Genomic DNA, 24,952 nt, shown 5'->3' on the forward strand with positions numbered 1-24,952 from the left:
GTCGGCAGCGAACATCGGTCCGAACCTGTTCCACCAGAGCCGAACCGTCTCGTGGCATAGGTCGTAGCCGCGCTCGAAAAGCAGGTCTTCGACGTTCCGAAGGGACAGCGGATATCGCACATACAGCGTCACCACCATGCGGATGATGTCCGGCGAAGAATGAAAATAACGGAACGGCGACGCGGGCTTTCTGGGACGTGGCATAGCCCCGACCTACCCCATGCAGCTCACGGTGCAATCCTTCTGACAACACCCCTTCGCCATCCAGCGTCACCTGATCTCCCGCAATACCATGCGCAACTTCCGATCCGCCGCCATGGCGGAATGGAATGCCGCGTCCGCCGCGGCAGCATGAGATTTCAATTTTGGACCCTTGCTCGGCCCGGCAAAGTTATCCTGACAAGCCCGACCAACCCTATGATCTGGCGCGGGCGAAACGAAAATTGCGGACGAAGGGCACGCCATTATCGTCCACGTCCGCGGCGCTTTCCGTCATTTCCAACCCATCGGCGGAAATCGCGTAAGTTCGAACCGATTCAAGTTGTTTGTCGCGCGCCAGACTCATCACCAGTACATTTGGAGCTGGAGAATTCACCGCTGCGGTATCGCCCTCGCCAGCATAGCCACTGCCTGAATTGGCCTGGCCATCGCGACGATAGCTGACAGACATATCACGCACGCCGCCATCATCGTCGACAATGTGGATGCGCGTTTCCCAGCGGCCGTTGCGCAGATCAACGAATTCATAGGTCACGCTTTTCGGCGGCGCGCCATAAGTTGTGGGCATGGTTTTGACGTCGAGTTCCCATTTACCAAGAAACGGAGAAACGGGTCCGGCCGACGCCGCCAGGACCGGGGTAGTGGCACTTAACAGGCAAGAAAATGCCAATCCGGCTACCGGCATGGGCAACTTCATCGCAAATCTCCTTGTTTCCAATTCGATAGTTGCACATTCTCGTTGTAGGCCAAGCTGTCAATGGGCACCTAAGTTTCCGTAGATGTGGGCGCCCAAAATTCCCTATCCTGGCGGTTCGGGACTGTCGGCGATCAGCCGTATTCGGGATCGGGGTTTCCTTTCCTGGGTAGTCACTCGCGGGGTGCTGTCAGTCTAATTACGGTCCCGGTCAACTCCCTGTCTCCATGTCCGCGCAAAATAGAGAAGTCACAAATTCTGCCAAATAGAGATGTCACTGGTTGAAGTAGCAGGGGCTGCGTGGAGCCCCTCGATCTGGCGCAACGCAGCCCCTGCTGGTGCGCTGGTCTGGCAGTAATGAGGCCGGGACCCGCTGCGACAGCAGCGGGCTCCCTGGGTGGCGCGGATCAGTCAGGACAAGCGAACATATGGATCGGCTGCGATTTCCGGCTCGGTTCACTATTATTGCGCCGCATGGGTTCGCGCTGTTCCTGCATTAGCCGGGCCATCGTCAAAGCTGCATCGAGACGCTCGTTGTCGACCACCGCAGACGGGTTCACCCGCCGGATCTTGTCGAACACCCGATAGGGCAGGCTGCTTCCTTCGTGCTGGATCTCGACCCTCCCATCGGGATACTCGCAGACCATCACCCGCTTGAGCGCAAGAGCCTGGCTGATCTCGTTCGGCTCGAGGATGAATATGGCCTTGTTGTAGCGCAGCGTCAGGGAAGCAGTCACCTTGCGCTCCTCGCGCCACACCATCACAGCTTTGGGATCGTCATGAACCGCAAGCGGGCGGTGAAGGTCGCGCGGATCGAACGGCGCCCTGGCGAACCGCTGGTTGTGGCGCGCCATGTAGCCGGGCAGGAACGCGTTGGCCTCGGCAATCGACGAGATGCCCTCCAGCCTCATCGCCTTGACCAGGCGATCCTGCAGGGTCCCGTTTGCCCGCTCGACCCGGCCCTTGGCCTGCGGCGAGTTGGCGCAAATAATCTTGATATTGAGCGCATCGACCGCACGGCCGAAGTGGGTCATGCCGTCGCCACGGTCCGATGTCCGGGTTCTGCGAAACACGCTGTGCTTGTCCGAATCGAACGCCACCAGCTTGCCGTGGCGTTCGATATACTCGCGGGTTGCATCCATGTAGGCGAAGGTGTTCTCGCTCTCGACCATCTTGAGATGCATGAGCTCGCTGGTCGCGTCATCGATATAGACAAGCAGAGTCGATTGCGGCCCGCGATCCTCAAACCACCAGTGCTTCGAGCCATCGACCTGGATCAGCTCGCCCCGGCAGTCCCGGCGATAGCGGGGCTGGTAGACCCGCGGACGACGCGCCGCCCGGTCCTTCCAAAGGCCCGCCGTCATTATCCACTGGCGCAGCGTCTCGTGCGAAACAGTGATCCCGTGACGATCGGACAGATACTCCGCCGCCAGCGTCGGACCGAAATCATGGTAGTGTTCGCGAACGATCGCAATGACCCGATCCCGAAACGCATCGTCATATCGGCGGTTGCTCGGCCGGCCGCGCTTCCACGATATCAGCGCTTCCGGTCCGCCGGCACGCACACGGCCGAGCAAGCGGAATATCTGACGGCGACTGAGCCCGAGCAACGCTGCGGCATCCTCCACCCGAAGATCCCGGCGTCCGACCCGTTGCAGCGTATCGTATCGTGAAAGCTCGCCATGGCTCATCGCCACCACCGTCATAAGCACGTCCTCCCTGTCAGGGAGAACCATGCCACCGGGACCACAAGACATCCCACAATGGTGACATCTCTAACTTGCGGGGAGTGACATCTCTATTTTGCGCTTACACTCCAAAATTATGGAAACCGCCATTATGTGAAATGACCGTCTCCCAACATTCGGACCGACCTCCCACAAACCACTCGACTTCGCTGCCCGTTCGAGCATTGCTGTCCTCACCGGCTGCGACGTAGATCTCCCGCAGCTGCCCCGCCCCGACCGCTCCGACGCGTGATCCGGGGCTGTCCCTGGTAGGAGCGGCACGGTGCTGCTCCCGATCAGGAGAGCCACCATGGCAAAGAAGAACGAAACCGCTGCAGCCGAAGCGGCAACCACCCCCACCAGCAAGATCGACATGGTGATCGCGCTGCTGCGCTGCGAGGACGGCGCGACGCTCGCCGAGATGATCGCGGCGACCGGCTGGCTGCCGCACACGACCCGCGCGGTGCTTACCGGCCTCAGGAAGAAGGGCCACGTCATCGAGAAGAGCAAACGCGATGACGTGACCTGCTGGCGCATCACGGGAGAAGCGTGATGGCCGCCGGCAGTCTCGAACACGAGCTCGCCGCGCTCGAGACCCTGCAACTGCCGGACCTGCGGCAGAAATGGACGACGGTATCGGACGCCCCCGTCCCCCGCGTCAGCGCCGCCCTGCTGCGCTATGCCCTCGCCTTCGAACTACAGGCCAGGGTCCATGGCGGGCTGTCGCGGCGAACGCGGCAGAAACTCGACCAGCTGGCGGACGGTGCGACCCAGACCCGCGATACCCGACCCGGCATGCGGCTGATGCGCGAGTGGAACGGTACGCTCCATGTCGTCACCATCGAAGAGGATGGCGCGATTGTCTGGAACGAGCGGACATGGGGTTCCCTGAGCAGCGTCGCCCGCGCGATTACCGGCACCCGCTGGTCGGGTCCGGCCTTCTTCGGCCTGAAAGAAAGACAGCAGCAGAGGAAGTCCGCAGCATGAGAACAATCCGCTGCGCGATCTATACGAGGAAGTCGAGCGACGAGGGACTGGAGCAGGACTTCAATTCGCTGGATGCCCAGCGCGAGGCGTGCGCCGCCTATGTGCTGAGCCAGGCCAGCGAAGGCTGGAAGCTGAACCCCGGGTTCTACGATGACGGTGGCCTGTCGGGCGGAACGCTCGAGCGCCCTGCGCTTCAGAAACTGCTGGGTGATGTTCGCGAAGGCCGCATCGACATCATCGTCGTCTACAAGGTCGATCGCCTCACCCGCTCGCTGTTGGACTTTGCAAAGCTGGTCGAAGCACTCGATGCCGCCGACACCAGCTTCGTCTCGGTGACCCAGTCGTTCAACACGACAACCAGCATGGGCCGGCTGACGCTGAACATGTTGTTGTCGTTCGCCCAGTTCGAACGCGAGGTCACCGCCGAACGCATCCGCGACAAGATCGCGGCTTCGAAAGCCAAGGGCATGTGGATGGGGGGAACCCCGCCGCTGGGATACAGACCCGATGGCCGGAGCCTGGCGATCGTCGAGGACCATGCCGCGCTGATCCGCGATATCTTCGATCGCTATCGCCGGCTGGGCAATGTCCGGCTGGTTGCGGACAGCCTGTTGGCCGACGGGATCACCACCCCTTGCCGCGTCAACGGCAAGGGACGGTCCTATGGCGGCTGCGCTTTTACCCGCGGCCAACTCTATACGATCCTCAGGAACCCGATCTATGCCGGCAGGATTCCGCACAAGGACAAGGTCTGGCCCGGCAACCATCCCGCCATCATCGGGCAGGCCATGTGGGACGCAGTGCAGGCCCAGCTCTCCGACAATGTGAAGGGCCATCGCACGACAAGAGAAGCCAATGCCAGCCTGCTCGCTGGCCTTCTGGTCGAGCCCGACGGCAATCCGCTCATTCCGGTCCATACGACCAGGGAGCACCGGCGTTACCGCTACTATGTGAGCAAAGCGCATCAGCATGGCACGGCTGATCCCGACACCAGCGCGCTGCGGCTACCGGCCCGCGAGATCGAGCAGGTCGTCAAACAGGAGCTGACCTCGCTGCTCGCCGATCCCATCGATCTTGTCGCACGCTGCGGGATCGCCATCACGCCGGCGATGTTCGAGCGGCTAACGATCGGCTGCGAACAGCTGGGCGTTGATCTCAGGCGCGGCAGCAACGCGAAGCTGAAAGCATTGCTGCACCGGATCGTCGTGCATCGCGACCGGCTCGACCTGGTCCTCTCACCTTCGGGACTGATCGAACTGCTGAAGATCGAGGAACCTGAAAGCGTGCCGGGCGAAGTCATCTGCAAGACCCGGGTCCGGCTGACCCGCAGCGGTCGCGCCATCCGGCTCGTGCACGACAATGGCTGTACCATTACCGGCGATCCCTATCCGACGCTGCTCGGTCTTCTCGTCAAGGGTCGACGCTGGTGGGTCGAGCTTGCCCGAGGTGAACTCGATGTCGCCGGGCTGGCCCGGCGCGAGAACGTCAATCCGTCGTACCTGACCCGGGTGGCACGACTGGCGCTGCTGTCGCCCAGCGTCATCGAAGCGATCCTGGCCGGAAAGACCCGCACTGATCTTGATGGCAACCGGTCCCTGGCGCTGGTGGGCAGGACTTCGAACTGGGCCGAGCAACAACGTCTGCTGATCGCCTGAAGTATCCGCAACCCGAACGGGACTGTGCAACGCAACAGTTGGCGTCCAACATCCGTACCGAGGTTGCCGTTACATCGCCTGTCCCGCGATCTTCACGCCAAGAGCGGATCCCTTGCCATTTGTCGCATCAACACCAGCACCAACAGGCGGCTATCCTCGACCGGGACAAGTCGCTATCGGCGTCCGATCGCAATTTCGATAATCGTGGTATTCTGCGACCGGGTCTGATTAATGGCGACCGGTCGTATTCGCCGCAGGATGCATGATGCAGGAGCAACTGCATCCGACGCAGCAAAATGAAAGGCCAGTAATGGACCAGGACCTGACCCCCGAAACGCTCATCACCCTCACCTCCGATATTGTCGCTGCCCATGTCAGCAACAACGCGGTCAAGGTCGGCGATGTCGCAACGCTGATCAACTCCATCTACGCTGCACTCGCCGGTCTCGGGACTTCGGTCAGCGAAGAACTGCCGCCCGAACCGGCAGTCCCGGTCCGCTCTTCGGTCAAGCCCGACTACATCGTGTGTCTGGAAGACGGCAAGAAGCTCAAGATGCTCAAGCGTCACCTCATGACCCATTACAACATGACGCCCGATGACTATCGCAAGCGCTGGAACCTGCCGGCCGACTATCCGATGGTCTCCCCGAACTATGCTGCCAAGCGTCGCGAACTGGCCCTGAAGATCGGCCTTGGCCGTAAAGCCACCCAGCCTGCACCCGAACCTGCACCGGCCAAGCCGGCACCGCGCAAGGCCGCAACGGGCAAGATGGCAGCAACGAAGGCGAATGCGACAAAGGCAGCGCCGCGCAAGGCCGCAGCGCCCAAGGCAACGACCGACATGGCACCTGCCAGCCAGACCGCGCCCACCAAGCGCGCACCGGCCAGGAAGAAGCAGGCCGCCAGGACTGACGCCGCCTGAGGTCGGCGCCCGCTCAACCGGGATGGGGTGGCATTGCTCCAACTGACTGCGAGCATGCCCATAGGATTGCCGGCGGGATGGATCTGCCCAGATCGGGCACCGGAATGCCCTGTCTCTGAACTTCACAGGTCCATGTGGTTCAGCGACCGCAGCAGGGTTCGCATGCGATCCCGTCACCGTCGGCATCCAGCAAAGTCCGGCAGCCGGGCTGCCCTCGATAGAGCGGTGCCGCACCGGCGGCCCGTGCCCCCTTGCGGTTCCTGAACCAGACGCCTGCTCAAGATGCGGCGCCTCCGGACGCTACCGCAGGTTGAGCAGCGTGGTTCAGTTCGCTTCATGTTGCTGCCCGGGCCGATGCGATCTGAATTGCCCGCAGACCAACTCCGTCACAATGCGCCGGAAATCTTTGCCTGCAGGTCGGCCCCGACGCGCCTGAAACCGAGAAGGCGGGCGGCGCTGCGGATGAGATCGGCGTCGTCGCCGCCGGCGTTGTCCTCGCGCGCCAGTGCCAGCGCGGCTTTCACCTCGAGCGCGGAGATGTTCGCAGCCTTCAGTGTCGCGCCGCTCTCCATCGAGCGATCCCGCACCGGCGGCCTCTCCGATTGATCGCGGGTGAACGAGAAGGTCCCGTCCGACAGCAGCTGGCTGTCATGCGATTGGGCGCGGGCTAGTGCGGCCCGCGTAGCCGTCACGATGCGCGACCCGGCCTTCTCTTTGCCGAAGCAAGAGGCAATGCGCCGAGCGGCCTCCTCGACGTGGATCGGGCCTTTCGCCTCGATGATCCGCTTCACAAGATCGGCCAGGACCGCCGTGCTCACCTCGTGGGGTTCCTGCAGACTGTTCACCGGGAACACCGCTCGCTGGTAGGCCGGCATCTTGCGCTCGACGATGTCGGCTATCGCGATGACGGGGACGGGTTCGTCCACCGTTGGCAAAGCTGGCCGGGACTCGTTTGCGCCTTCGACCTTGATACCCGCCTCGGCCGCTTCCCTCGCGGCGACGAGGGCATGGCGCAACCGCTCGATCTCGGCACGACGATTGTAGAACCAGTCCGTGCTCCAGATGCGGTGGAACCGCCAGCCAAGGTGCTCGAGCACGTCCTGGCGCAGGCGGTCTCGCTCGCGGGCCCAGAGCGCGCTGTGATAGGCGGCTCCGTCACATTCGACGGCGAGCACATAGGTGCCCGGTCGCTCGGAATGGCGCACGCCGATGTCGATGCGGAAACCGGCCGATCCGACTTGTGGGTCGGCGAGGAAGCCGAAGCTGCGGATAACGTCGGCCACGTCCTCCTCGAAAGGCGTATCCGCGTCGAGCCCAGTCGGCGAGTGCTCCTCGAGCTGGCCCGACTTTGCGTATTCGAGGAAGCGCTTGAGAATCCGCGGGCCTTGGCCTGCGGTTCTGCTGACGTCGATATCGCCGGGATCGAACGAGGCGAACACTTCGCAGCGGATGCGCGCGCGGGTGAAAAGGACGTTGAGGCGCCGTTCCCCGCCTTCCCCGTTTACAGGACCGAACGACATGCTTGTCAGCCTACCACCTGCAACGGCTGGGCCATAGCCGACACTCACGAGGATGACATCGCGCTCATCGCCCTGAACGTTCTCGATGTTCTTGACGAAGATGTCCTCGGACTGCCCTTCGCGCATGAAGGCGTCGAGGACGGTGTCGCCGCGTCTGGCGAGCTCGAGCAGTTCAGTAATTAGGTTGCGCTGAGCGAAAGAGAAGGTGACGATACCAAGTGAAAGGCTCGGATTCTTGCGCGCGTGCTCGGCGACCCGGGCGACGATCGCCTCGCCCTCTTTGCGGTTGTCGCGTTTCCCGCCCTTGTCGTAGACGCCTGCGACCTGCGTAAAACACAGGCCGAACTCCGGATCGGCTTGGAGAGGCGACGGCGGGAGTATCAGGCCGTCCTCGTAAAACTCCCGGTTCGAGACTTTGATCAGTGAGGGGTCGCGCGAGCGGTAGTGCCATTGGAGCATCCGCGAACCGAGTCCACGTGCCTCGCACAGCGTCAGTACGCTTTCCATCGCGCCTACCTTCGCGGCGCCCGCCAGCAGTTCGGGCTCATCCTCGTCAGCATCATCGTTGGCCGCAAGCCTGTCGAAGAACGACGATGGCGGAAGCTGTTTTTGATCGCCGACCACGACGATCTGATTCGCGCGAGCAATTGCGCCGAGCGCGTCCTCGGGCCGGACCTGGCTGGCCTCGTCGATGACGAGCAGGTCGAACGAAAGGGCGTTCGGCGGCAAATACTGGGCGACCGAGATCGGGCTCATTAACAGCACCGGTTTGATCCGCTGGATCGCTGTGCCCGCCCTTTCGAAGAGGCGTCGGATCGCGAGGTGACGCATCTTCTTGCCGATCTCGCTTCGGATCACCCCCATCTCGCCTTGGGCGCCCTGCGGGACTTGGGCAAGGTGGCCGGCGAGGATGTCGGTGACGTTGTCCTTCAGACGCTCGCGCTCAAGCCGGCCGAACGTGGCCACGAGCTCGTGGCGCTTCTCCATCGGCAGGTCGCGGAGGATGGGCGACTGTTCGAGCGCTTGGCGCCACAGTCCCTCGGCACGCGCGAAACGCAGCTCCACGACCGCGGCCGGCCCATCGACGGCGCCGGTCCGCATGCATTCTGCCAGGTCGGCCAGACCTGCGGCGGTCATCCGGCCTTGCATCCGCGCCAGCCGCACCCAACCAACATACCGATCCGTCGCCATCGCCATGTTCCCGATGCGAAGGACTATGGACCACACTTCGGCTTGTTCGAACCGTTCGGCCCCGAACGTGGCGGGATCGAGGTTGAGGAAGTCGGTGGCGGCGGCGAGCGTCGACCGTGCGGTGGTCGCAGTCTCGATCAGCCGGCGCAGCATTGACGTCGCGTCATCGGAGGCGGCTAACTCGCTTGCGGCCACGGGCGCCGCCTTGAGGGCAGCTTGGCTTAGATTGTCGCACCAGCCTGCGATTGAGATCAGCAAGGCGAAGTCGCTTCGTTCGCCCCGCCAGGCGTCCCCGAGTATCCGGGCACCGTAGGCCTGATCAGTTTCCCAGGCGGCCCGCTTGCTTCCGACGTTACCGAGGGCATCAACTAGGGCAACCCTCTCAGGGGCCGCCTTTGGCAGCGGGCCGCAGAGCAGGCCGGCGAGTTCCCGCGAAGCCCCTCGATATGCGCCGCCGAGCCGGGAGAAGAAAGAGTTGCAGCCCGCGACGAGCGGCCCGCGGAGTCCTGTGACTGGGTGGGCGAAGGCTACATCTATGAAGTTCGGCGCCTGTGCGTCGAATTCGGCGCGCCATTCGGACCCAGCTTGCAGCAGCTCACGCAACCGCGCCGGATCGGAGGCGTCAAGCATCGACACCGCGGTGGGCCCTGCGCCCTGAGGAAGGCCTTCGAGCCTCGACAGCAAGTCGACCAGCGCGTCCGCCGTCTCCAAGGTCACGGGCTGCGACAGGCTTAGAGCCGCGAGCAGCTGTTCGACCACATCGGCCAGCTCTTCCAACGCTGACTTGGCGTTAGTCAGTACCGAGGCCAGGCGGGCCAGCTCAACAGGCTGGAGATCGAGGTTCCTCGCGCCCTCGAAAGGGTGCGGCACATCGACGCCCTCGTCGGCAAGCAGCTCACCATAGCGCTCGATTGTATCGATCAGCGCAGCTTCCTCGGTCCGCGTCATCCGCAGGAGAGGACCGGTGTTCATGGCCGGCGGAGTTGCGTTCATGCCAATGTAGCGGACCTGCCGCCCGAGGACTGAGAAGGCGGTCTCGCCGGTCGATCCGATCGGCTCGTGCAGGGCCTTTGCGATGTCGTTCAGGCGATCGCGTACTCTCGTGAGGGGATGCGGCGCATCAGGCATCTGCGGGATCGCTGCGGCCTGCGAGATCGTTCGTGCCAACTCGGCGAGGACGATCTTCTTGTTGGCCGTGCGCGAATGAAGCTCGAGGCAGACATCGCGCAGTCCGACCTTGACCAAGCGGTCGTGCACGACGGACAGCGCCGCCATCTTCTCGGCGACGAACAAGACGCGCTTCCCGTCCTTCGCCGCGGCCGCGATGATGTTCGTGATCGTCTGACTCTTGCCGGTTCCGGGGGGACCCTGCACGACCAGGTTGCGGCCCGATCGCACCTCCTCGATCACCTTGGCCTGCGAGGCGTCCGCGTCGACGACGTGGAATATCCGCTCTGGCGGAAGCAGGTCGTCCAGCTGGTCCTCGGGGCCGAACAGCGGCTGTTCGCTGGCGAAGCCCTCGTAGAGTAGGCCCCGCGTGAGCGGATGATCTGCCAAGGCCTCGTCGGGCCAGGATTCGACATCGAGGTCGCGGTACATCAACAGCTTGCTGAAGCTGAAGAAGCCGAGTTGGATCGCGTCACGGTCGACCTGCCAGCGGTCGCGGGCGGCGATGACCGATTCGACGCGCTCGAAGTAGCTTGAAGGCTTCCAATCCTCCTCTGTGTCGATCTCGGGCAGGTCGATGCCAAAGTCGTCCTTGAGCCGCTGCTGCAGCGGCAGGTTGGTCAGGATCTCCTCATCGCGCGCGCGGATGTCGTAGGTCGAGGTCCGGGAGTTGCGCACTAGTTCCACGGGCAAGAGCACCAGCGGCGCCTCGCGTTCGATCCCCGAGTTTCGGTCCTCGAACCAGGTCAGGAAGCCGAGGGCGAGGTAGAGGATGTTGACGCCGCTCTCCTCTTCGGCCGTCTGGGCCTCGCGGGCGATTTTGAGCAACTTCTTCTGAAGGGCATCGGGGCCAAGGCGCGTCTCGAGGTGAATGTCGGTGTAGCGGTCGGCGCCAAGCTCATCCTCGACCGAGGCGAAGTGGACCTCGTCGTCATCGTCTGATTTGTCCCGGCCAAGGGCGAGGAAGCGCATGACCTTCGAATCGCGAAGAATGGCGTGGACATCGTCAGACCGTTCGTTGACGACGTTGATAACGTTGCCGCGCGTGTTAGCGCGGTTCACGTGAACGAGACGGTTCCTCGTTCCCGTCTCGACCAGCCGACGGCGGGTCTCATCGAAAAGTCTAGCCACCTCGCTTCGCTGCTGCTGCGAGGGGCCCGATCCATCGTTCTGCAGTGTCGCCATTATCAACCCCGAGACCGCCCGACTGGCGGTGACCCACAATACAAACCGCGCCGACGCAGGACACCCCATGCAGCCACGGACGTCAACCAGCCCGGTCGAGCGCCTCGCGTTCGACCTCGTCGCGCAGGGCTTCGGTGCCGACCGATGCGGGTTCGAGCTTCCCTTCAACGATCTTGGCCGGCTTTGGCTGCCATGCGGTCAGCCGCCCGCCCACGCTGGCGTGGAACTGGCTCGCGGACTTGACTAACTCGGCTACGATTATCTTGCGCTGTGCGAATTTCGCGCCGAGCTCGCGGACCAACAAAACCTCGAAGGAGGAGACGACCATGCCCGGCCGCTCGTCGATCGTGATCTCGGGATTGTTCACTAAAGTGGCAAGCGGATATTGTGTCACCTGTGCCCGACCTGGCCAGAAGAGCCTGACGTGCAAGTCCTTGGGCTCCGTGCCCGAAAGTTGCTTCAACAGCCAGCTCACCCGCGCCTTCGTGGACTTCCGGTCACCCGGCGCGCGCAGGCGCATCGAGACGCTCACCACCCGCTTCCTGAAATCGGCGCTAACCTGCATCGGGCCGGCGGCGTTGGGAACAACGATGTCAGCGGCAAGGGAGGCGTCTGCGGTCAACGCGGCCGAAGCCTTCTTGAGCCGCTCCGTCGGGTCGGTCGCTTCGGCACGGCCCATCGCGATCTGAACGTGGTTGTTCACTTGGCGGCTCATGACCGTAGTGATGCGGTCGAGCAACTGGTGCCAAGAGCCGACGACGTCCTGGCACTGCTGGTTCTTTGCGTTAATGACCCCGCCTGCCGCCACGCTCTCGCACAGTTCTGACCAGGCCGCCGGCATCTGATCAAATTCTTTCACGCCTGAACTGGGATGCAGGAGGAAGCGTTGAAGCTCCGAAAGAAGGATCAGCTGTTCTCGGTCCTCGACCTCTCCAAGTTCCTGCAGAAGGTGGGCCTGCGTGATCACATTGCCCCAGGACCAGTGAAAGAGGGACACCTTGCGAGTGAACACCGGGCTGACGATCAGTGGGTGATGGGTCGGCAGGGGAGTAAACTGGTTCGAGAGCGTGATCACCGCGTCGATGCCGTTCAACTTCGCGAGGTTGAGGTAGCCCTCAATCTGCGCATTGGTCAGCTCGGCCGCGCCGACCTTCGCCTCGACGAGGGCTGTCCACGTTGACTTGCCGGTGTTGACAACGATCAGGCCATCGGGACGGTGCTTCGCATCGCCGGCGCTCTTGGTGAGGACGACCTCGGTGAACGTGTCGATCCGCCCGCGCGTACCGACCTTCTGGCCGAGCCCGCCCAGCAGCGCCCGGCCGAAGCCGCCGACACTTTCAAGGCAGGCCAGAAAGATCGAAAGTGTACGACCCTCCTTAGAAGTGTCTGCCAGAACAGGGAAGAGCCGCGCTGGCTCACCCGATTTAACAAAGTCCGGAAGTCGCCCCATTATTTCCCCCAGCTACTTTGCAGGAATTCGCACGCTCAGGGCCTGAGGGCAATAGTCCCAATAAATCCTTACGGATGAAAGCAGAGCGACCGCACTTCCTCTTCGCAAAACTGGCAACGCGAATAGTGAAATTTCAGTCAACGATCGAGGGGGCGCTGACAGACGCGTGACGTTGATCGCGGATGGCACGGCGGTATTCGCTGACTTAGTCGCCATTCGCATGGCCAGATCAGGTCCTCAAAAGCTGCCTTCCGTTCATGAGGCTAGAAATGGCGATGAACGGCGGATTTCAGGGATCATTTGGTAAGCCTTCGAAGGCAGAGAAGTTGTGGAAAGCTGCTATATATCACTATAGCTCGGGCACATGTCGAGCATGCTTCTCACCAAGCTTCTCACTGGAGACCTTGCTAATCCGAAATGGCCTGATGGCTTCAGGCTAGTGCCATTTGTTCCGCAGGCGCACGCTCTGGCGTGTCATGATCTTCTGTCGGCCTCCTATACTCAAGGGCAGGGCACGATTGAAGCGATAGACGAATGGTGGGCGTCCATTGAAACCGACCATGAATATCTAGCAGATGGATTGTTTCTCGTAGTCGATTCCAGCTCCATTCCGGCTGCGTTCGGTCATTGTTGGTCGAGCGCTTTTCTGAAAGACTTTGCCGTATCTAGCGACTGGCGCAGAAAAGGGCTGGGCACGGCTTTGCTCTCCCACATGTTCATTTTCTTTCGGCAGCGTGGTTTCGATCAATTCAGACTGAAAGTTCGAAACGGAAATGATGCGGCCCTTGCCTTCTATCTTGGCCTCGACATGCAACCTACCAGTATTGCCTCCTCCTGAGTTGGGGAATGTCCGTAATCGGGTCGTTAGCTGACTGGTAGCTTTAAGGGCGCTCACCGCAAGGGTTAGCGATCACGAATGGGGTGGGATGCTGACCTTCCGCGATCTCGATTTCCGGCCAGCTTGATTAGGCCGACGAGATTGCCTCGGCGAACAATTCGGCATCGACGTTTGCGCCCGACACGACGACAACGGTTGCGCCCTGTACCGGCTTCGCTTTACCAGAGAGCAGTGCCGCCAACGCCACAGCGCCCCCGGGTTCGATCACCAACTTCATCACCTCGAATGCGTAGCGCATCGCTTCGCGCACTTCCTCGTCGGAAACGGACAGTCCGCCGGCGAGTAGCGCCTTGTTTATCGGAAAGGTCAGTTCGCCCGGCCTAGGACACAGCAACGCATCACAGATCGACTTCGCACTCGCAGGCACCGCTTCGCGCGTGCCGGAAGCGAGCGAGCGGGCAGTATCGTCGAACGCGGTCGGCTCGACCGACCAGACCGTTACTTCGGGTTGTGCATCGCGGATCGCAGTGGCAATCCCGGCAACAAGGCCGCCACCGCCGCAGCAGACCAGCACCTGCCCAATTCGTGCACCCAACTCAATGGCCTGCTCCATGATTTCGAGCCCGGCAGTTCCCTGTCCTGCAATTATGTAAGGATCGTCGAAAGAGGGGACGAGAACCGCACCCCGCTCCTTCGACAGAGCTCCAGCGATTGCCTCGCGCGATTCCGTTTCGCGGTCATAGCGGATGACCTCGGCCCCGAGCGCATAGGTGTTGGCCAACTTCATGGCAGGCGCATCGGCCGGCATCACTATTGTCGCCGGAATGCCCAGAATGCGGGCCGCCGCAGCAACCCCTTGCGCATGATTGCCCGAAGACCATGCTACGACGCCCTTGGCACGGTCTGCGTAAGCGATGCGGGCCAGGCGATTGTAGGCGCCGCGGAACTTGAAGGCCCCGCCAATCTGCACCCCTTCGTACTTTACGAGCACGCGCGTGCCGACACGCTCGTTCAGAAATCGGTATTCGAGCAGCGGCGTGCGCACGGCTATGCCTCGGATCGTCACGGCCGCACTGCGGACGTCCTCGGCCGTGATGGCAAGGGCTACCTGCTTTGTCATTTATCGCATTCCTTCAGGCATCGCGCAGCATTATGAGCAGGATCGCTTCGTAGATTAGCGTCTCGCGCTGCCCAAGTAGAGCGGGCGAGTACTGTAACAGAGGCGCAATGTCCGCAATTAGGGTCGTTAGCTGAATAGCCGGTCTCCACCAAAATCTGCGCGAAGCTGCCAGTCCGCAAACAGCGTGGCGCGCGAGGGGCAGCTATGACCGAAATGTCGTGGTTAGCGAACGGTTCACTCTTCTTAGAGAGCGCCGGGCGGCTCCCAACCCGGTTCATCCGGTTCGGCTAGCCGTCCGTCCGGCGCGGGGCCATCCTTTTGACAGAACAGGGCACCTAGTGCGGGAAGCCAAGGAGCCTACCTTGCCGAATCCGCACGTTCAAACATCTTGATCACTGTGAGTTGGCGCAGCAGAGCACCCTGCGATATGAAGGCCATGCCATGGCTGGATTTGCCCCTTCAAAAGCGGAGAGCTCGCATCTGGCAACGGCGATCAGTCGACGCATGAAGTTCGCCCTTGGCGACAACTTGTTCGCAGATGCCATCGAAAACGTCTGGAGAGCCAACGAGCGCGCCATAGCTGTAGGTTTATCCGGAGCGCAGGGTAGCGGAAAGTCGACAACAGCCGTTCGCATCGCAACTGCTCTTCACGAGAGGGGATTGCGCGTCACGATTTGTGCCATCGATGACTTCTACCTGAGCAGGACCGAACGGCTGGAGCTTGCAGAGAAATTCCATCCCTTGTTGGCAACCCGTGGTGTTCCGGGAACACACGATATTGCGCTTTTGGAATCCACACTTGCCAGAGTGCTGTCAGCTACGGACAGTGACGCTGTCGAAATTCCACAATTCGACAAAGCTGCTGATGATCGTTTGCCATATCCCGAGTGGAGGATCTCCAGAGGTGCATCGGATGTTGTCCTGATCGAGGGCTGGTGCGTCGGCGCGCGCCCACAGGACCTCAAATCTCTCGTCGAACCAGTCAACGTTCTCGAACGTGATGAGGATAGAGATGGCGCTTGGCGGCTTTACGTGAACGAGCAGCTGGCCAACGACTATTCTCGTATATTCTCAACGTTGGATCTTCAGCTCATGCTTCGAGCGCCATCGTTCGATTGTGTGCGTGCATGGCGGGCCGAACAAGAAGCGGGATTGTCACGTTCTTCGCCGAATGCTCAACCGCCCATGGATGATGCAACCTTGAATCGATTTATCGCGCACTATGAGCGGATCAGTCGCTGGATGTTGGAAGATGAGCCAGCGGATCTCATTGCTGACCTCGATACCATGCGAGCACCACATGCCTGGCGCGTTCGCAATGTGTGAGATGGCCTGACGTTCAGGCGGAACAATTACTCATGGACCCGCCTATTCCACATCGTCCCCGCCTCCTCACGCGTTGGCCTGCTCGGTCCTTCGGCTCCGCACAAATTGCAGATCACAGCAAAGTGCTTGGCGTAGACATGCTCGTAGAAACCCAGATTAATCGAAGCGCAGAACGGGCATGCGGCCAAATCCGTGGCTGTTGAAACTGGCAATCGCCTGCAAGAACCTTTGGGGTCTGACATTCGCTCTAACTTTGCTGCCGACTTACCTCATTATGGAAATGGTTTTTGTCTGCAGCGCCTTAATTCGTTTCGAGCGGAGTGAAACGGGCTGGCATAATTGCATTTGTGGTCACCGATCCGTCGGTTGCTTTTTCAACAAGCGTTACCTGTTGCACATCCTGATTGCCCAGCGGCATGACCAATCGACCACCCGGCGTAAGCTGATCTACAAGCGGGCCAGGCACTTCTTCTCCTGCAGCCGCCACGATGATCTTGTCAAACGGTGCCGCATCCATCCATCCGCGAGAACCATCCCCAGTGCGGAGCGTGACGTTGGAGTACTCCAATGCCTCCATGCGGGATTTGGCAACTTCGACGAATTCCTCGACGACATCGATACTCCAGACATGGCTGGCCAATTCCGCCAGAACCGCAGCCTGATAACCATAGCCAGTCCCGACATCGAGAACCTTGTCCTCAGGTTGGATATCGAGAAGATCCATCATCAATGCCGCTATGAATGGCTGAGATATCGTCTTTTCGAAACCAATTGGTAGCGGGCCATCCTGATAGGCCGCGAGAATCAGCTGGTGAGGAACGAAATAGTGGCGGGGCACCTTCAGAAGCGCCGCACGCAATCGATCGCCCATGACAGGTTTGCCGGTTTCATCGCTAATCAGATCAAAGTGGATATCGATCACCTCGACCATATGCCGACGATAAACGGCCAGGTGCTCCTCGGTAATCGGTTTCATACCTCTACGCCTCTCTCGCGAGTCCTTTCCAGTCTCATACTATGCCTTCACGGGTCATGAGTCTTCTCGGGCTCTTAAAATCTGCCGTAAGCTTCGCCAGACGTGTAACGGTGCAGAGTTTTGAGAGGGGCCCCGAAGCATGGCAAACATTGCTCATCGACTCTCATGCATCGGTAAACTGCTGGATAAATGATATGCTTTGGCTGACCGAGTACCGGCCCTCACTGGACGTTGGTCTATCCAGGTACTGGCCTGCATGCGCGGCAGCGCATGGCGCGGTGACGGTAGGGCGAAGCTGAAGGATCTGGCTGCCGCGCTGGAGCGGTGAAAGCGAGCGGCGGATGCTATCGTGTCCTATCCCAATGCAGGGTTCGGGAATCTCCTATAATAAGCGGCAATTCCTTAGCTGGCGTGCAACAGGTGTAAGAAGTTGCCCTTCATGGCTAGAACGTCGGCAAGCGAATATTGATCAAGCACGGCAAGAAAAGCATCGATTGCCTCATCGAGCACACTGGTCAGGCCGCACGCCGGCGCAATGATGCATTCGCCACACCCGACCAGATCAAAATCGTCCTCGGTATGACGGATTATTTTGCCCACATTGATATCCTTGGCAGGCACTGCAAGCCGAACACCGCCTGAGCGGCCGCGGACACTCTCCACATACCCTGTGTGCACCAGGTCGCTCACAACCTTCATGAGGTGGTTTTGCGAGATGCCATAAGCCGTCGCAATCTCGGAAATCGAGCACAGACGATCGGGCCGCGAGCCGAGATAGAGCAGCACGCGCATTGCATAGTCGGTGTAGCGGGTGAGCCGCATCGCCAAGATCTCCAAATGATGCATTTCAATTGCATGATTTAAGCAGCGCGTATAGATGCATCCTTAATGCATGTTTTGGAGTCGGGTGATGAAAACGGAACAGATCGACGACCAGAGCCTCCGACGGCTCGTCGAAGCCTTCTATGCCCGCGTTCGCACCGACGATGAGCTCGGCCCAATCTTCAACGATGCCATCTCTGGTTGGCCTGAACATCTCGATAAGCTGACCGATTTCTGGTCGTCCGTGATGCTGACCACCGGGCGTTACAAAGGGCAGCCGGTTCCCGCTCATATGAAGCACCGAACCAGGATCACGCCTGAACTCTTCGAACGCTGGCTCAGCCTCTGGACTGAGACGACGGACACGATGATGGAACCTACGGCGGCCAAGTCCCTTCAAGACAAGGCACGACGCATCGCGCAAAGCCTGCAACTGGCCATGTTCTTTCGTATCGAAGCGGAATGCACGACGAGCAACAGGGCCGAGGCTGAGAAGGCCGCTGCGCAATGAGTGATCACGGAAATCAGGATAACCTGCCCAAGCCATATCGGTCGACACCGATGTTCGACGAAACCTCGCTTCCCACCGCATTGCGGGAAAAACATGACACCAAGGCCGGCGTCTGGGGGCTGATCCGCGTGCTCGAAGGCCGGTTGAAGCTGACCATATTGGATCCACTTGGCGAAGAGATTCTCGAGCCCGGGCGGCCTGGCATCGTCCTTCCCGAACAACCGCATTTCGTCACGCCGCTTGGCTCGATGAAAATGCAGGTGGACTTCTACAAAGAGCTTCCCCCAACCGATCAATAACCCGACCAACCTGAAAGCATATTGGAGACGTTGATGTCGAAGACACTCAGCGACGAGACGATCGCGCTCGTCAAAGCCACGGTACCAGCGCTTGAAGCGCATGGCCTCGATATCGTGCGCGAAATGTATGCGCGCATGTTCGAAAACCCCGACATTCGCGACCTGTTCAACCAGTCGCATCATGGCGACAGCGGATCACAACCGCGTGCTCTGACCGGTGCAATCCTCGCCTATGCGAGCAACATCGAAAACCTGGCCGCGCTTGCCCCTGCGGTCGAGCGGATCGTCCAAAAGCACGTCGGCCTCCAGATTCTTCCCGAACACTACCCCCATGTCGGTGAAGCCTTGTTGGGCGCGATCAAGACCGTTCTCGGCGATGCGGCGACGCCTGAAATTCTCGACGCCTGGGGTCAAGCGTACTGGTTCCTTGCCGATATACTGATCGCCCGGGAAAGCATGGTCTACCATGAGCAGCAGGCGGCCGATGGCGGGTGGAACGGCTGGCGCGATTTCAGCATCGAGGAGATTGTCACGGAAAGCAGCGTGATCAAATCGTTCGTCATGCGTCCCGTCGATGGTAATTCCGTGCTTCGCCACAAGCCGGGACAATACCTTACATTCTGGTTCGAGATTCCAGGTCATCCGCCAGTCAAGCGCAACTACTCGATCTCGACTGCCGCGAATGGTGAAACCTACCGCATCTCGGTGAAGCACGAACCGCAGGGACTCGCCTCGGGCTGGCTGCACGACAACGCCAAAGTCGGGACCGTGCTGAAGGTCGCGCCACCTGCCGGCGAGTTCTTCCTTCCTGACCACATCGACGGCCCCGTCGTGCTGCTGTCGGGTGGCGTTGGCCTTACGCCGATGGTTGCCATGCTCGAAACGCTGGCCGAGCGCAGCGTGGAGCAACCCGTGCAATACATCCACGGAACGCATGATCGGGACACTCATGCGATGCGCGATCACGTGCGCAGTCTGGCAGCCAGCCATCCGAGTTTCTTGGTCGTCGACTTTCACCAGACTCCATTCCCGGACGAAGTCGTTGGCAAGGACTACGATCAGGCCGGGATCATCACCGATGACTGGTTGCTCGCCAATACATCGGCTGAGAAGGCCGATTATTTCATCTGTGGCCCGCGACCGTTCCTGCGTGCTGCGGTATCCGCGTTGTCGTTAGCGGGCGTACCGTCACAGCGCATCCACTACGAATTCTTTGGCCCCGCCGACGAGCTTCTGGCTGCATAGACGTCTGACCAAAACGACTTCCGATTACATCCAAGATGACGGGTCTCGCCAAACTATAGGGCGGGACCCGTCAATTTATGCAAGCTGTCCTCGCCTTCGCCTCTGACAGCGCCGTTTACCGCTGCCGCCAATGAAAGCATGTCGTGCTCAAATTCCTGATTTCACGTTCAGCCACTCTCCTTCCGCAGGCTGCCATCGGCCATCTGGGTTGGTTGCGTGGTGCAATCGGCGCTGGACTGGCTATTCTAATCTCCGGTCTTGTTACCTTTTTGCTGCTCGGCGCCAACAGCGGCGCTCTTCCAATGCTGGTCGCACCACTGGGAGCATCGGCAGTCCTCGTATTCGCCGTACCCGCCAGCCCCTTGGCCCAGCCCTGGTCTGTGATCGGCGGCAACCTCTTGTCGGCGGCGATCGGCTTGGCATTTGGCCTTGCAATCGGACAGCCCGTCCTTGCAGCAGGCCTTGCCATAGCGACTGCAGTTGCCGTTATGTCTATGGCGCGGTGCCTACACCCTCCAGGTGGGGCCTGTGCGCTACTATGCGCGCTGGGCGCCGCAGGACCCGATGCATGGAACTGGTCATACCTGATTCCGATTGCCCTAAATGTCCTAGCCCTCTCGGCCAGTGGATGGCTCTATAACAACCTGACTGGGCACCCTTGGCCGCACCATGTTCTCTTGCCAACTGCGCCGCCGACACCCACAGAGCAAGCCTATACACCCGAGGATCTCGAGGCTGTGCTCGCAGACTGGAACGAAGTTCTGGATGTCGATATCGAAGACCTCAATGCAATCTATCAAGCTCTGCAAAGGCGGGTGCGGAAACGCAGTCGGCCCCAATCCTGAAATCTGACCTTGCCGGCGTTCCAGATTAACACTGTTATCCGGTTGCAGAGAGCCGGACTCTTGACCATTTTGCCCTGATGCCCGACCATTGCTGCTCATCCAAGAGTACTGAAATCGAAGCGCTTGCGCAGCAGGTCGAGCAGCGTCGTGTCTTAATTGCGGTACTGATCATAAACGCCGTCATGTTTTTCGTGGAATTCGGGGCCGGCCTGACCGCAGGTTCGACCTCCTTGATGGCTGACGCCACGGATATGCTGGGCGATGCGCTGGTTTATGGCGTCAGCTTGTTCGCGATATCTCGTGGCAACCGCTGGAAGGCGGGAGCGGCTGTCTTCAAGGGTTGTCTCATCCTTCTTCTGGGGATCAGCATCCTTGTGAATGTGGGAATTAAAATCAACAGCGGTGTTCCGCCCTCATCTACGCTCATGCTGGTATTCGGCGGCATAGCTCTCGTTGCCAATTTGACCTGCCTGTCTTTACTCTGGCGATATCGGCGACAGGACGTGAACATGGCGAGCACTTTCGAATGTTCGCGTAATGATGTGATCTCAAATGTCGGTGTGTTGATAGCTGCCGGAGCTGTAGTTGCGCTGTCGTCACCCTGGCCCGACATTGTGATAGGCGGGGCCATGGCTTTTCTGATCCTTTGTTCGGCGGTGCGGGTATTACGGGAAGCGATACCGCAGCTAAGGGCTGAGAAGGCGAGAGTTCAATGATCGCTATTCGCTGGCTTTGAACTTTCGTTTGGGTCAGCTCCTGTGTAAGTTTCATAGCTGACTAACGTTCTTCAGCTTGTATGCACCGAGAGATTTGCAGGAGAGACCGATTGACTGCCCTCACCCAGACGTTTCGCAAGGCGGCTTTCGTCACTTTCGCCATTTTGGCGACAGCGTGTACCTCGGCCGCAGAGGCTGCTTCGTACGTCATGTTCCGGGATCCGGGCTGTGGTTGCTGCTACGAGTGGGCCGAACACGTCCGGGCCCAGATGGAGGCAGAAGTCATCATGCGTGAGGATGTCCCGATGGAGCAGGTCAAGGCCACACATGGCATCCCCGACGATCTCGTTTCCTGCCATACGATGGAGGTCGAGGGCTACGTGATCGAAGGACACGTGCCCGCCAAGGATATCGAACGGCTCCTGCGCGAACGCCCCGAAGGCGTGAAGGGTCTTGCCGTGGCTGGGATGCCTCTTGGTTCACCCGGGATGGAAATGGGTGGTCGCATCCAGCCCTATCAGGTGATCGCTTTCGGTGATTTCCGGATGCGCGAATTCTCCAGCTACAGGTAGACGAAGGATGAGAACGGCTGGGGTCAGACAGCTGAGGGCCCGTTGGAGGTTATCCGTTAGGGAGCGTGAGCGCCCTTAAGCCGTCGCAACGGCCAAGCCTTCAAAGATTTTTGCCCCGATCGAGCAAATCGTCTGTCACTTCCATCAACAATAGGGGTTCATCATCCCAGCTCTCCAGGGCATCGACAAAAGCCGCTCTCGCATCGGGATCATCGTAGACCATCTTGGCGTCAAACGCTCTTTGCCAGGTTGACCTGTCAGGCCATTCGGCGACGCCGATTAAGCGCCCCATATCGTCGCGATGAAGGCGCGATCCCAACGAACCATATCGCTCCTGGATCAGTTCGGTCCCACGGCGCCAGGCCTTGCGGAACTGCTCCTCCTTACCTGGCTTAACTTGCCACCGATAAGCTGCAAAAAAGGTCATCGAGCGTCCGGAACCTTGCTGATCATCCGGACTGGACAGCGCTGAATGCCGATACTGGTCGGAACGAGAAGATCGACATCGATCCCTCGGCAGATCTGACCGGGACCGTTCTGGTCGAATGCGATGCTCTCCGAGTAGTTCAGGTCCGGACAACTGCCGAACGTCTCGAACAGGTAGATGTCGCGGGGACCAGTATGCACCAGAATGCGGCCAGATCCATTTTCCGCATCTGGCGCATCCGTGAAGCCGCTCACTTGCGAAAGATAGAAGCACTCGCGAGAGGACGAAAGCGTAGGTTGTTGGGCATCCATGCCCTCGCTACCGGCGTTGGCGCATGCTGCCAGCGCGAGCGAGCCTGCGACAGCGAACGAACGAATGAACATGATCTTCTCTCCGTAAAGCTGATCAAGCGAGTCGGGCTGCCACATGACCGCCTCCGGCCCAACTCGTTGGGCAAACGAAGTTCGATGGCCCAGTTACCGCATGGGGCCAAATGGAGCATCGGATTCGCGCCTCCCGCTCAATAAGGCACTCCCCAATAGCCGAAGACATGCATTCCATAAGCGCGGTCCCAAGTCGGTTCGATGTCTTCTCGAAGGTAAGGGCTGTTGCGAAGGGTATCTTCCTCCGCTGACACTATGTATCCGCCCATCTCCGGATCATAATCTAGCGCTTCCCAAGGGACTGGCCGCAGCTCCTTTCCCATGCCGAGAAACCCTCCGAAGCTCATGATAGCATATTCGACCTGACCGGTCGTCTTGCCGACCATGAGGTGATGAATCCGGCCAATCTTTTCCCCGTCGGGGCGGTAAACAGCGGTACCTTCCACCTTGTTGGAAGCGATGAGGTTATGCTCTTCGTCTCGTCCGACTTCATTGCGAGCATCGCGCAAATCCTGTGCCGTCGGACTCACGATGTCATTCATTTCAGCATTGTCGACCACATTGTCCTCCTCTGACAATGATGGCAGATGCTCCGGATTGGTTACAGCCGAGGCCGTGGCTACCGGCGACGGCAGCATCTCTTGCGCCATCGAACAATTAATTGATTCCTGAAATGGCGATTGGTTCCCGAATTTCCGGATCATGCAACAATATGGTATCCTGCCGAGCGCCAGTTCGCGGTTGTTCCTACGGTTCGGGTCGCCTGGACGGTGGAAGTTGAGAGGTGAAGCAATCAAACGCCTTGGCCAGAATCTCCCGGAGGCTGACGTTTTGCCTCGCGATCGCGATTGCGCTTCTGAATTTCCAGACTTCGATCCATGCCCAGCAGGCCGGGCGGTCGACGGCCATCGTCCTGACGCTGGATGGCGCTATCGGTCCCGCGTCGGCGTCCTACATCGATAACGGCCTGATCGAGGCCCGCGCGCGCGATGCAGAGTTGGTCATCCTCGAGATGGACACGCCCGGCGGCCTCGACACATCGATGCGCGACATCATCCAGGCTATTCTGGCCATGCCTGTCCCTGTGGTCACTTATGTCCACCCCAGCGGTGCGCGTGCAGCGAGTGCCGGAACCTACATCGCCTATGCCAGTCACGTGGCAGCCATGACCCCTGGCACCAATCTGGGAGCGGCGACGCCCATCCAGCTGGGTGGAGGGCAGTCCGATCCGGACGAGGGCACCGACCGGCAGGAGCCTGCCAGCGCTGGCGAGCGAAAGGCCGTAAACGATGCGGTTGCCTATATTCGCTCGCTCGCCGAACTGCGCGGTCGCAATGCCGATTGGGCGGAGGACGCGGTGCGGGGCGCGGCAAGCCTATCTGCGCAGGCCGCACTTGAGCGCAACGTGATCCAGATCGTCGCCGACAACCGTGCAGATCTGCTCCGCCAACTCCATGGCATGACCGTCGAAATCGCTGGAAGGGAACATCGGATCGACACGAAAGGCATTGCCGTTACCGAAATCGCGCCAGGACTTGCCGACAAGGTACTGGCGACGATCACCGACCCCAATGTCGCGCTCATCCTCATGATGGTGGGCATCTACGGGCTGATTTTCGAATTCATGAATCCCGGTGCAATGGTCCCCGGCACGATCGGTGCCATCTCGTTGCTGATCGGGCTTTATGCCCTGGCAGCCCTCCCTCTGGATTTTGCAGGTGCCGGCCTCATCGTGCTTGGCCTTGCCCTGATGGTCGCGGAAGCCTTTGCGCCATCCTTCGGCATATTGGGCATGGGCGGATTGCTGTCGTTCGTGCTGGGTGCCGTCATCCTGATCGATACCGATGTCCCCGCGTTCCAGATCAACTGGTCGGTGATTGCCGCCTTGGGCGTCGCCGGGACCGCGATGATAGTCGTCATGGCACGATTGGGTATTCGCTCACATGGCATCCAGGTTCAAACCGGCGAAGAGGAGCTATTGGGCTCCCGAGGAGAGGTGCTCGACTGGAAGAACGGTAAGGGTCATGTCTTCGTTCATAGCGAACGATGGAGTGCGGAAGGACCGCAGGCCCTGGCCAAGGGAGCCGCGATCGTCGTCGATGCCGTCAATGGCCTTCGCTTGAAGGTCACTCGCGAGGAACCACCTGATCAATAA

Annotated in this window: 23 protein-coding genes and 3 pseudogenes; 13 read left to right on the forward strand and 13 right to left on the reverse strand. The window is 60.3% G+C overall.

The genetic code is table 11. From position 1 onward, the window contains the following. The 3 genes and pseudogenes from EKN06_RS15855 to EKN06_RS14360 all read right to left on the reverse strand — a co-directional run. A pseudogene (locus EKN06_RS15855) lies at window positions 1–138 on the reverse strand (IS6 family transposase); the annotation flags it as partial. A gap of 277 nt (window positions 139–415) precedes the next feature. Continuing rightward, window positions 416–916, reverse strand: a complete 501-nt coding sequence (locus EKN06_RS14355) for a hypothetical protein (protein ID WP_240655022.1) — start codon at window positions 914–916, stop codon at window positions 416–418. Window positions 917–1,320: 404 nt separating this feature from the next. Beyond that, the gene (locus EKN06_RS14360) at window positions 1,321–2,619 is read right to left on the reverse strand and encodes an ISNCY family transposase (RefSeq protein WP_127613650.1); all 1,299 of its coding nucleotides are present in this window, start codon (window positions 2,617–2,619) and stop codon (window positions 1,321–1,323) included. A gap of 331 nt (window positions 2,620–2,950) precedes the next feature. On the opposite strand from EKN06_RS14360, the gene EKN06_RS14365 reads away from it, so the two are divergent. The 4 genes and pseudogenes from EKN06_RS14365 to EKN06_RS14380 form a co-directional block, all read left to right on the forward strand. Beyond that, window positions 2,951–3,193 carry a DUF3489 domain-containing protein gene (locus tag EKN06_RS14365; RefSeq protein ID WP_127613598.1) on the forward strand — a complete coding sequence of 81 codons (243 nt, stop codon included), beginning with the start codon at window positions 2,951–2,953 and terminating at the stop codon, window positions 3,191–3,193. Further along, on the forward strand, window positions 3,193–3,627 hold the full coding sequence (locus EKN06_RS14370) for a DUF2924 domain-containing protein (protein WP_127613599.1): 435 nt from the start codon (window positions 3,193–3,195) through the stop codon (window positions 3,625–3,627). Before EKN06_RS14365 ends, EKN06_RS14370 begins: the two co-directional genes overlap by 1 nt. Beyond that, window positions 3,624–5,282, forward strand: a complete 1,659-nt coding sequence (locus tag EKN06_RS14375; protein WP_127613600.1) for a recombinase family protein — start codon at window positions 3,624–3,626, stop codon at window positions 5,280–5,282. The genes EKN06_RS14370 and EKN06_RS14375 overlap by 4 nt, the downstream gene beginning before the upstream one ends. Before the next feature lie 310 nt (window positions 5,283–5,592). Next, window positions 5,593–5,985 (forward strand): annotated as a pseudogene (locus EKN06_RS14380) (Ros/MucR family transcriptional regulator); the annotation flags it as partial. Window positions 5,986–6,343: 358 nt separating this feature from the next. On the opposite strand, the pseudogene EKN06_RS16035 reads toward EKN06_RS14380, so the two are convergent. The 3 genes and pseudogenes from EKN06_RS16035 to EKN06_RS14395 form a co-directional block, all read right to left on the reverse strand. Next, window positions 6,344–6,451 (reverse strand): annotated as a pseudogene (locus tag EKN06_RS16035) (excalibur calcium-binding domain-containing protein); the annotation flags it as partial. A 139-nt stretch (window positions 6,452–6,590) separates the two neighbouring features. Further along, a complete protein-coding gene (locus tag EKN06_RS14390; RefSeq protein WP_127613602.1) occupies window positions 6,591–11,267 on the reverse strand; it encodes a DUF3320 domain-containing protein in 4,677 nt (1,558 codons plus the stop codon). 82 nt (window positions 11,268–11,349) lie between these two features. After that, a complete protein-coding gene (locus tag EKN06_RS14395) occupies window positions 11,350–12,717 on the reverse strand; it encodes a hypothetical protein (protein WP_127613603.1) in 1,368 nt (455 codons plus the stop codon). A 364-nt stretch (window positions 12,718–13,081) separates the two neighbouring features. Between EKN06_RS14395 and EKN06_RS14400 the strand changes: the two genes are divergently transcribed. Beyond that, entirely contained in the window at window positions 13,082–13,555 is a 474-nt protein-coding gene (locus EKN06_RS14400) for a GNAT family N-acetyltransferase (protein WP_127613604.1), read from the forward strand. A 127-nt stretch (window positions 13,556–13,682) separates the two neighbouring features. On the opposite strand, the gene EKN06_RS14405 is transcribed toward EKN06_RS14400, so the two are convergent. Further along, window positions 13,683–14,675, reverse strand: coding sequence for a threonine ammonia-lyase (locus tag EKN06_RS14405; RefSeq protein WP_127613605.1), 993 nt, complete (start codon window positions 14,673–14,675; stop codon window positions 13,683–13,685). Between the two features lie 441 nt (window positions 14,676–15,116). Here EKN06_RS14405 and EKN06_RS14410 point away from each other — a divergent pair, with 441 nt between their 5' ends. Beyond that, window positions 15,117–16,001 carry a division plane positioning ATPase MipZ gene (locus EKN06_RS14410; protein ID WP_240655026.1) on the forward strand — a complete coding sequence of 295 codons (885 nt, stop codon included), beginning with the start codon at window positions 15,117–15,119 and terminating at the stop codon, window positions 15,999–16,001. Window positions 16,002–16,027: 26 nt separating this feature from the next. On the opposite strand, the gene EKN06_RS16205 is transcribed toward EKN06_RS14410, so the two are convergent. The 3 genes from EKN06_RS16205 to EKN06_RS14430 form a co-directional block, all read right to left on the reverse strand. Beyond that, on the reverse strand, window positions 16,028–16,243 hold the full coding sequence (locus tag EKN06_RS16205) for a Lar family restriction alleviation protein (RefSeq protein WP_127613606.1): 216 nt from the start codon (window positions 16,241–16,243) through the stop codon (window positions 16,028–16,030). Window positions 16,244–16,302: 59 nt separating this feature from the next. Continuing rightward, window positions 16,303–16,977: a protein-L-isoaspartate(D-aspartate) O-methyltransferase gene (locus tag EKN06_RS14420; RefSeq protein WP_127613607.1), complete on the reverse strand. Its 675-nt coding sequence runs from the start codon at window positions 16,975–16,977 to the stop codon at window positions 16,303–16,305. Window positions 16,978–17,379: 402 nt separating this feature from the next. Further along, window positions 17,380–17,799: an RrF2 family transcriptional regulator gene (locus tag EKN06_RS14430; protein ID WP_127613652.1), complete on the reverse strand. Its 420-nt coding sequence runs from the start codon at window positions 17,797–17,799 to the stop codon at window positions 17,380–17,382. Window positions 17,800–17,887: 88 nt separating this feature from the next. Here EKN06_RS14430 and EKN06_RS14435 point away from each other — a divergent pair, with 88 nt between their 5' ends. The 6 genes from EKN06_RS14435 (at window position 17,888) to EKN06_RS14460 (ending at window position 21,987) form a co-directional block, all read left to right on the forward strand. Then, a complete protein-coding gene (locus EKN06_RS14435; protein WP_127613608.1) occupies window positions 17,888–18,310 on the forward strand; it encodes a group III truncated hemoglobin in 423 nt (140 codons plus the stop codon). Window positions 18,311–18,360: 50 nt separating this feature from the next. Next, complete coding sequence (locus tag EKN06_RS14440; RefSeq protein ID WP_240655028.1) at window positions 18,361–18,609, forward strand: TehB family protein; 249 nt, start codon at window positions 18,361–18,363, stop codon at window positions 18,607–18,609. 33 nt (window positions 18,610–18,642) lie between these two features. Continuing rightward, window positions 18,643–19,854, forward strand: a complete 1,212-nt coding sequence (hmpA, locus tag EKN06_RS14445) for an NO-inducible flavohemoprotein (protein ID WP_127613610.1) — start codon at window positions 18,643–18,645, stop codon at window positions 19,852–19,854. 143 nt (window positions 19,855–19,997) lie between these two features. After that, entirely contained in the window at window positions 19,998–20,699 is a 702-nt protein-coding gene (locus tag EKN06_RS14450) for an HPP family protein (RefSeq protein ID WP_127613611.1), read from the forward strand. Between the two features lie 77 nt (window positions 20,700–20,776). Next, a complete protein-coding gene (locus EKN06_RS14455) occupies window positions 20,777–21,415 on the forward strand; it encodes a cation diffusion facilitator family transporter (RefSeq protein ID WP_127613612.1) in 639 nt (212 codons plus the stop codon). 110 nt (window positions 21,416–21,525) lie between these two features. Next, the gene (locus tag EKN06_RS14460; RefSeq protein ID WP_420810800.1) at window positions 21,526–21,987 is read left to right on the forward strand and encodes a DUF411 domain-containing protein; all 462 of its coding nucleotides are present in this window, start codon (window positions 21,526–21,528) and stop codon (window positions 21,985–21,987) included. A 100-nt stretch (window positions 21,988–22,087) separates the two neighbouring features. On the opposite strand, the gene EKN06_RS14465 is transcribed toward EKN06_RS14460, so the two are convergent. The 3 genes from EKN06_RS14465 to EKN06_RS14475 all read right to left on the reverse strand — a co-directional run bounded on the left by EKN06_RS14465 (window position 22,088) and on the right by EKN06_RS14475 (window position 23,501). Then, window positions 22,088–22,414 carry an antibiotic biosynthesis monooxygenase family protein gene (locus EKN06_RS14465; protein ID WP_127613613.1) on the reverse strand — a complete coding sequence of 109 codons (327 nt, stop codon included), beginning with the start codon at window positions 22,412–22,414 and terminating at the stop codon, window positions 22,088–22,090. Continuing rightward, complete coding sequence (locus tag EKN06_RS14470; RefSeq protein WP_127613614.1) at window positions 22,411–22,842, reverse strand: DUF6491 family protein; 432 nt, start codon at window positions 22,840–22,842, stop codon at window positions 22,411–22,413. Before EKN06_RS14470 ends, EKN06_RS14465 begins: the two co-directional genes overlap by 4 nt. A 92-nt stretch (window positions 22,843–22,934) precedes the next feature. Continuing rightward, a complete protein-coding gene (locus tag EKN06_RS14475) occupies window positions 22,935–23,501 on the reverse strand; it encodes a PRC-barrel domain-containing protein (protein WP_240655030.1) in 567 nt (188 codons plus the stop codon). A 98-nt stretch (window positions 23,502–23,599) separates the two neighbouring features. On the opposite strand from EKN06_RS14475, the gene EKN06_RS14480 reads away from it, so the two are divergent. Beyond that, window positions 23,600–24,952, forward strand: a complete 1,353-nt coding sequence (locus EKN06_RS14480) for an NfeD family protein (protein WP_164844097.1) — start codon at window positions 23,600–23,602, stop codon at window positions 24,950–24,952.

Source organism: Croceicoccus ponticola (assembly GCF_004004515.1).
GTDB classification, from domain to species: Bacteria; Pseudomonadota; Alphaproteobacteria; order Sphingomonadales; family Sphingomonadaceae; genus Croceicoccus; species Croceicoccus ponticola.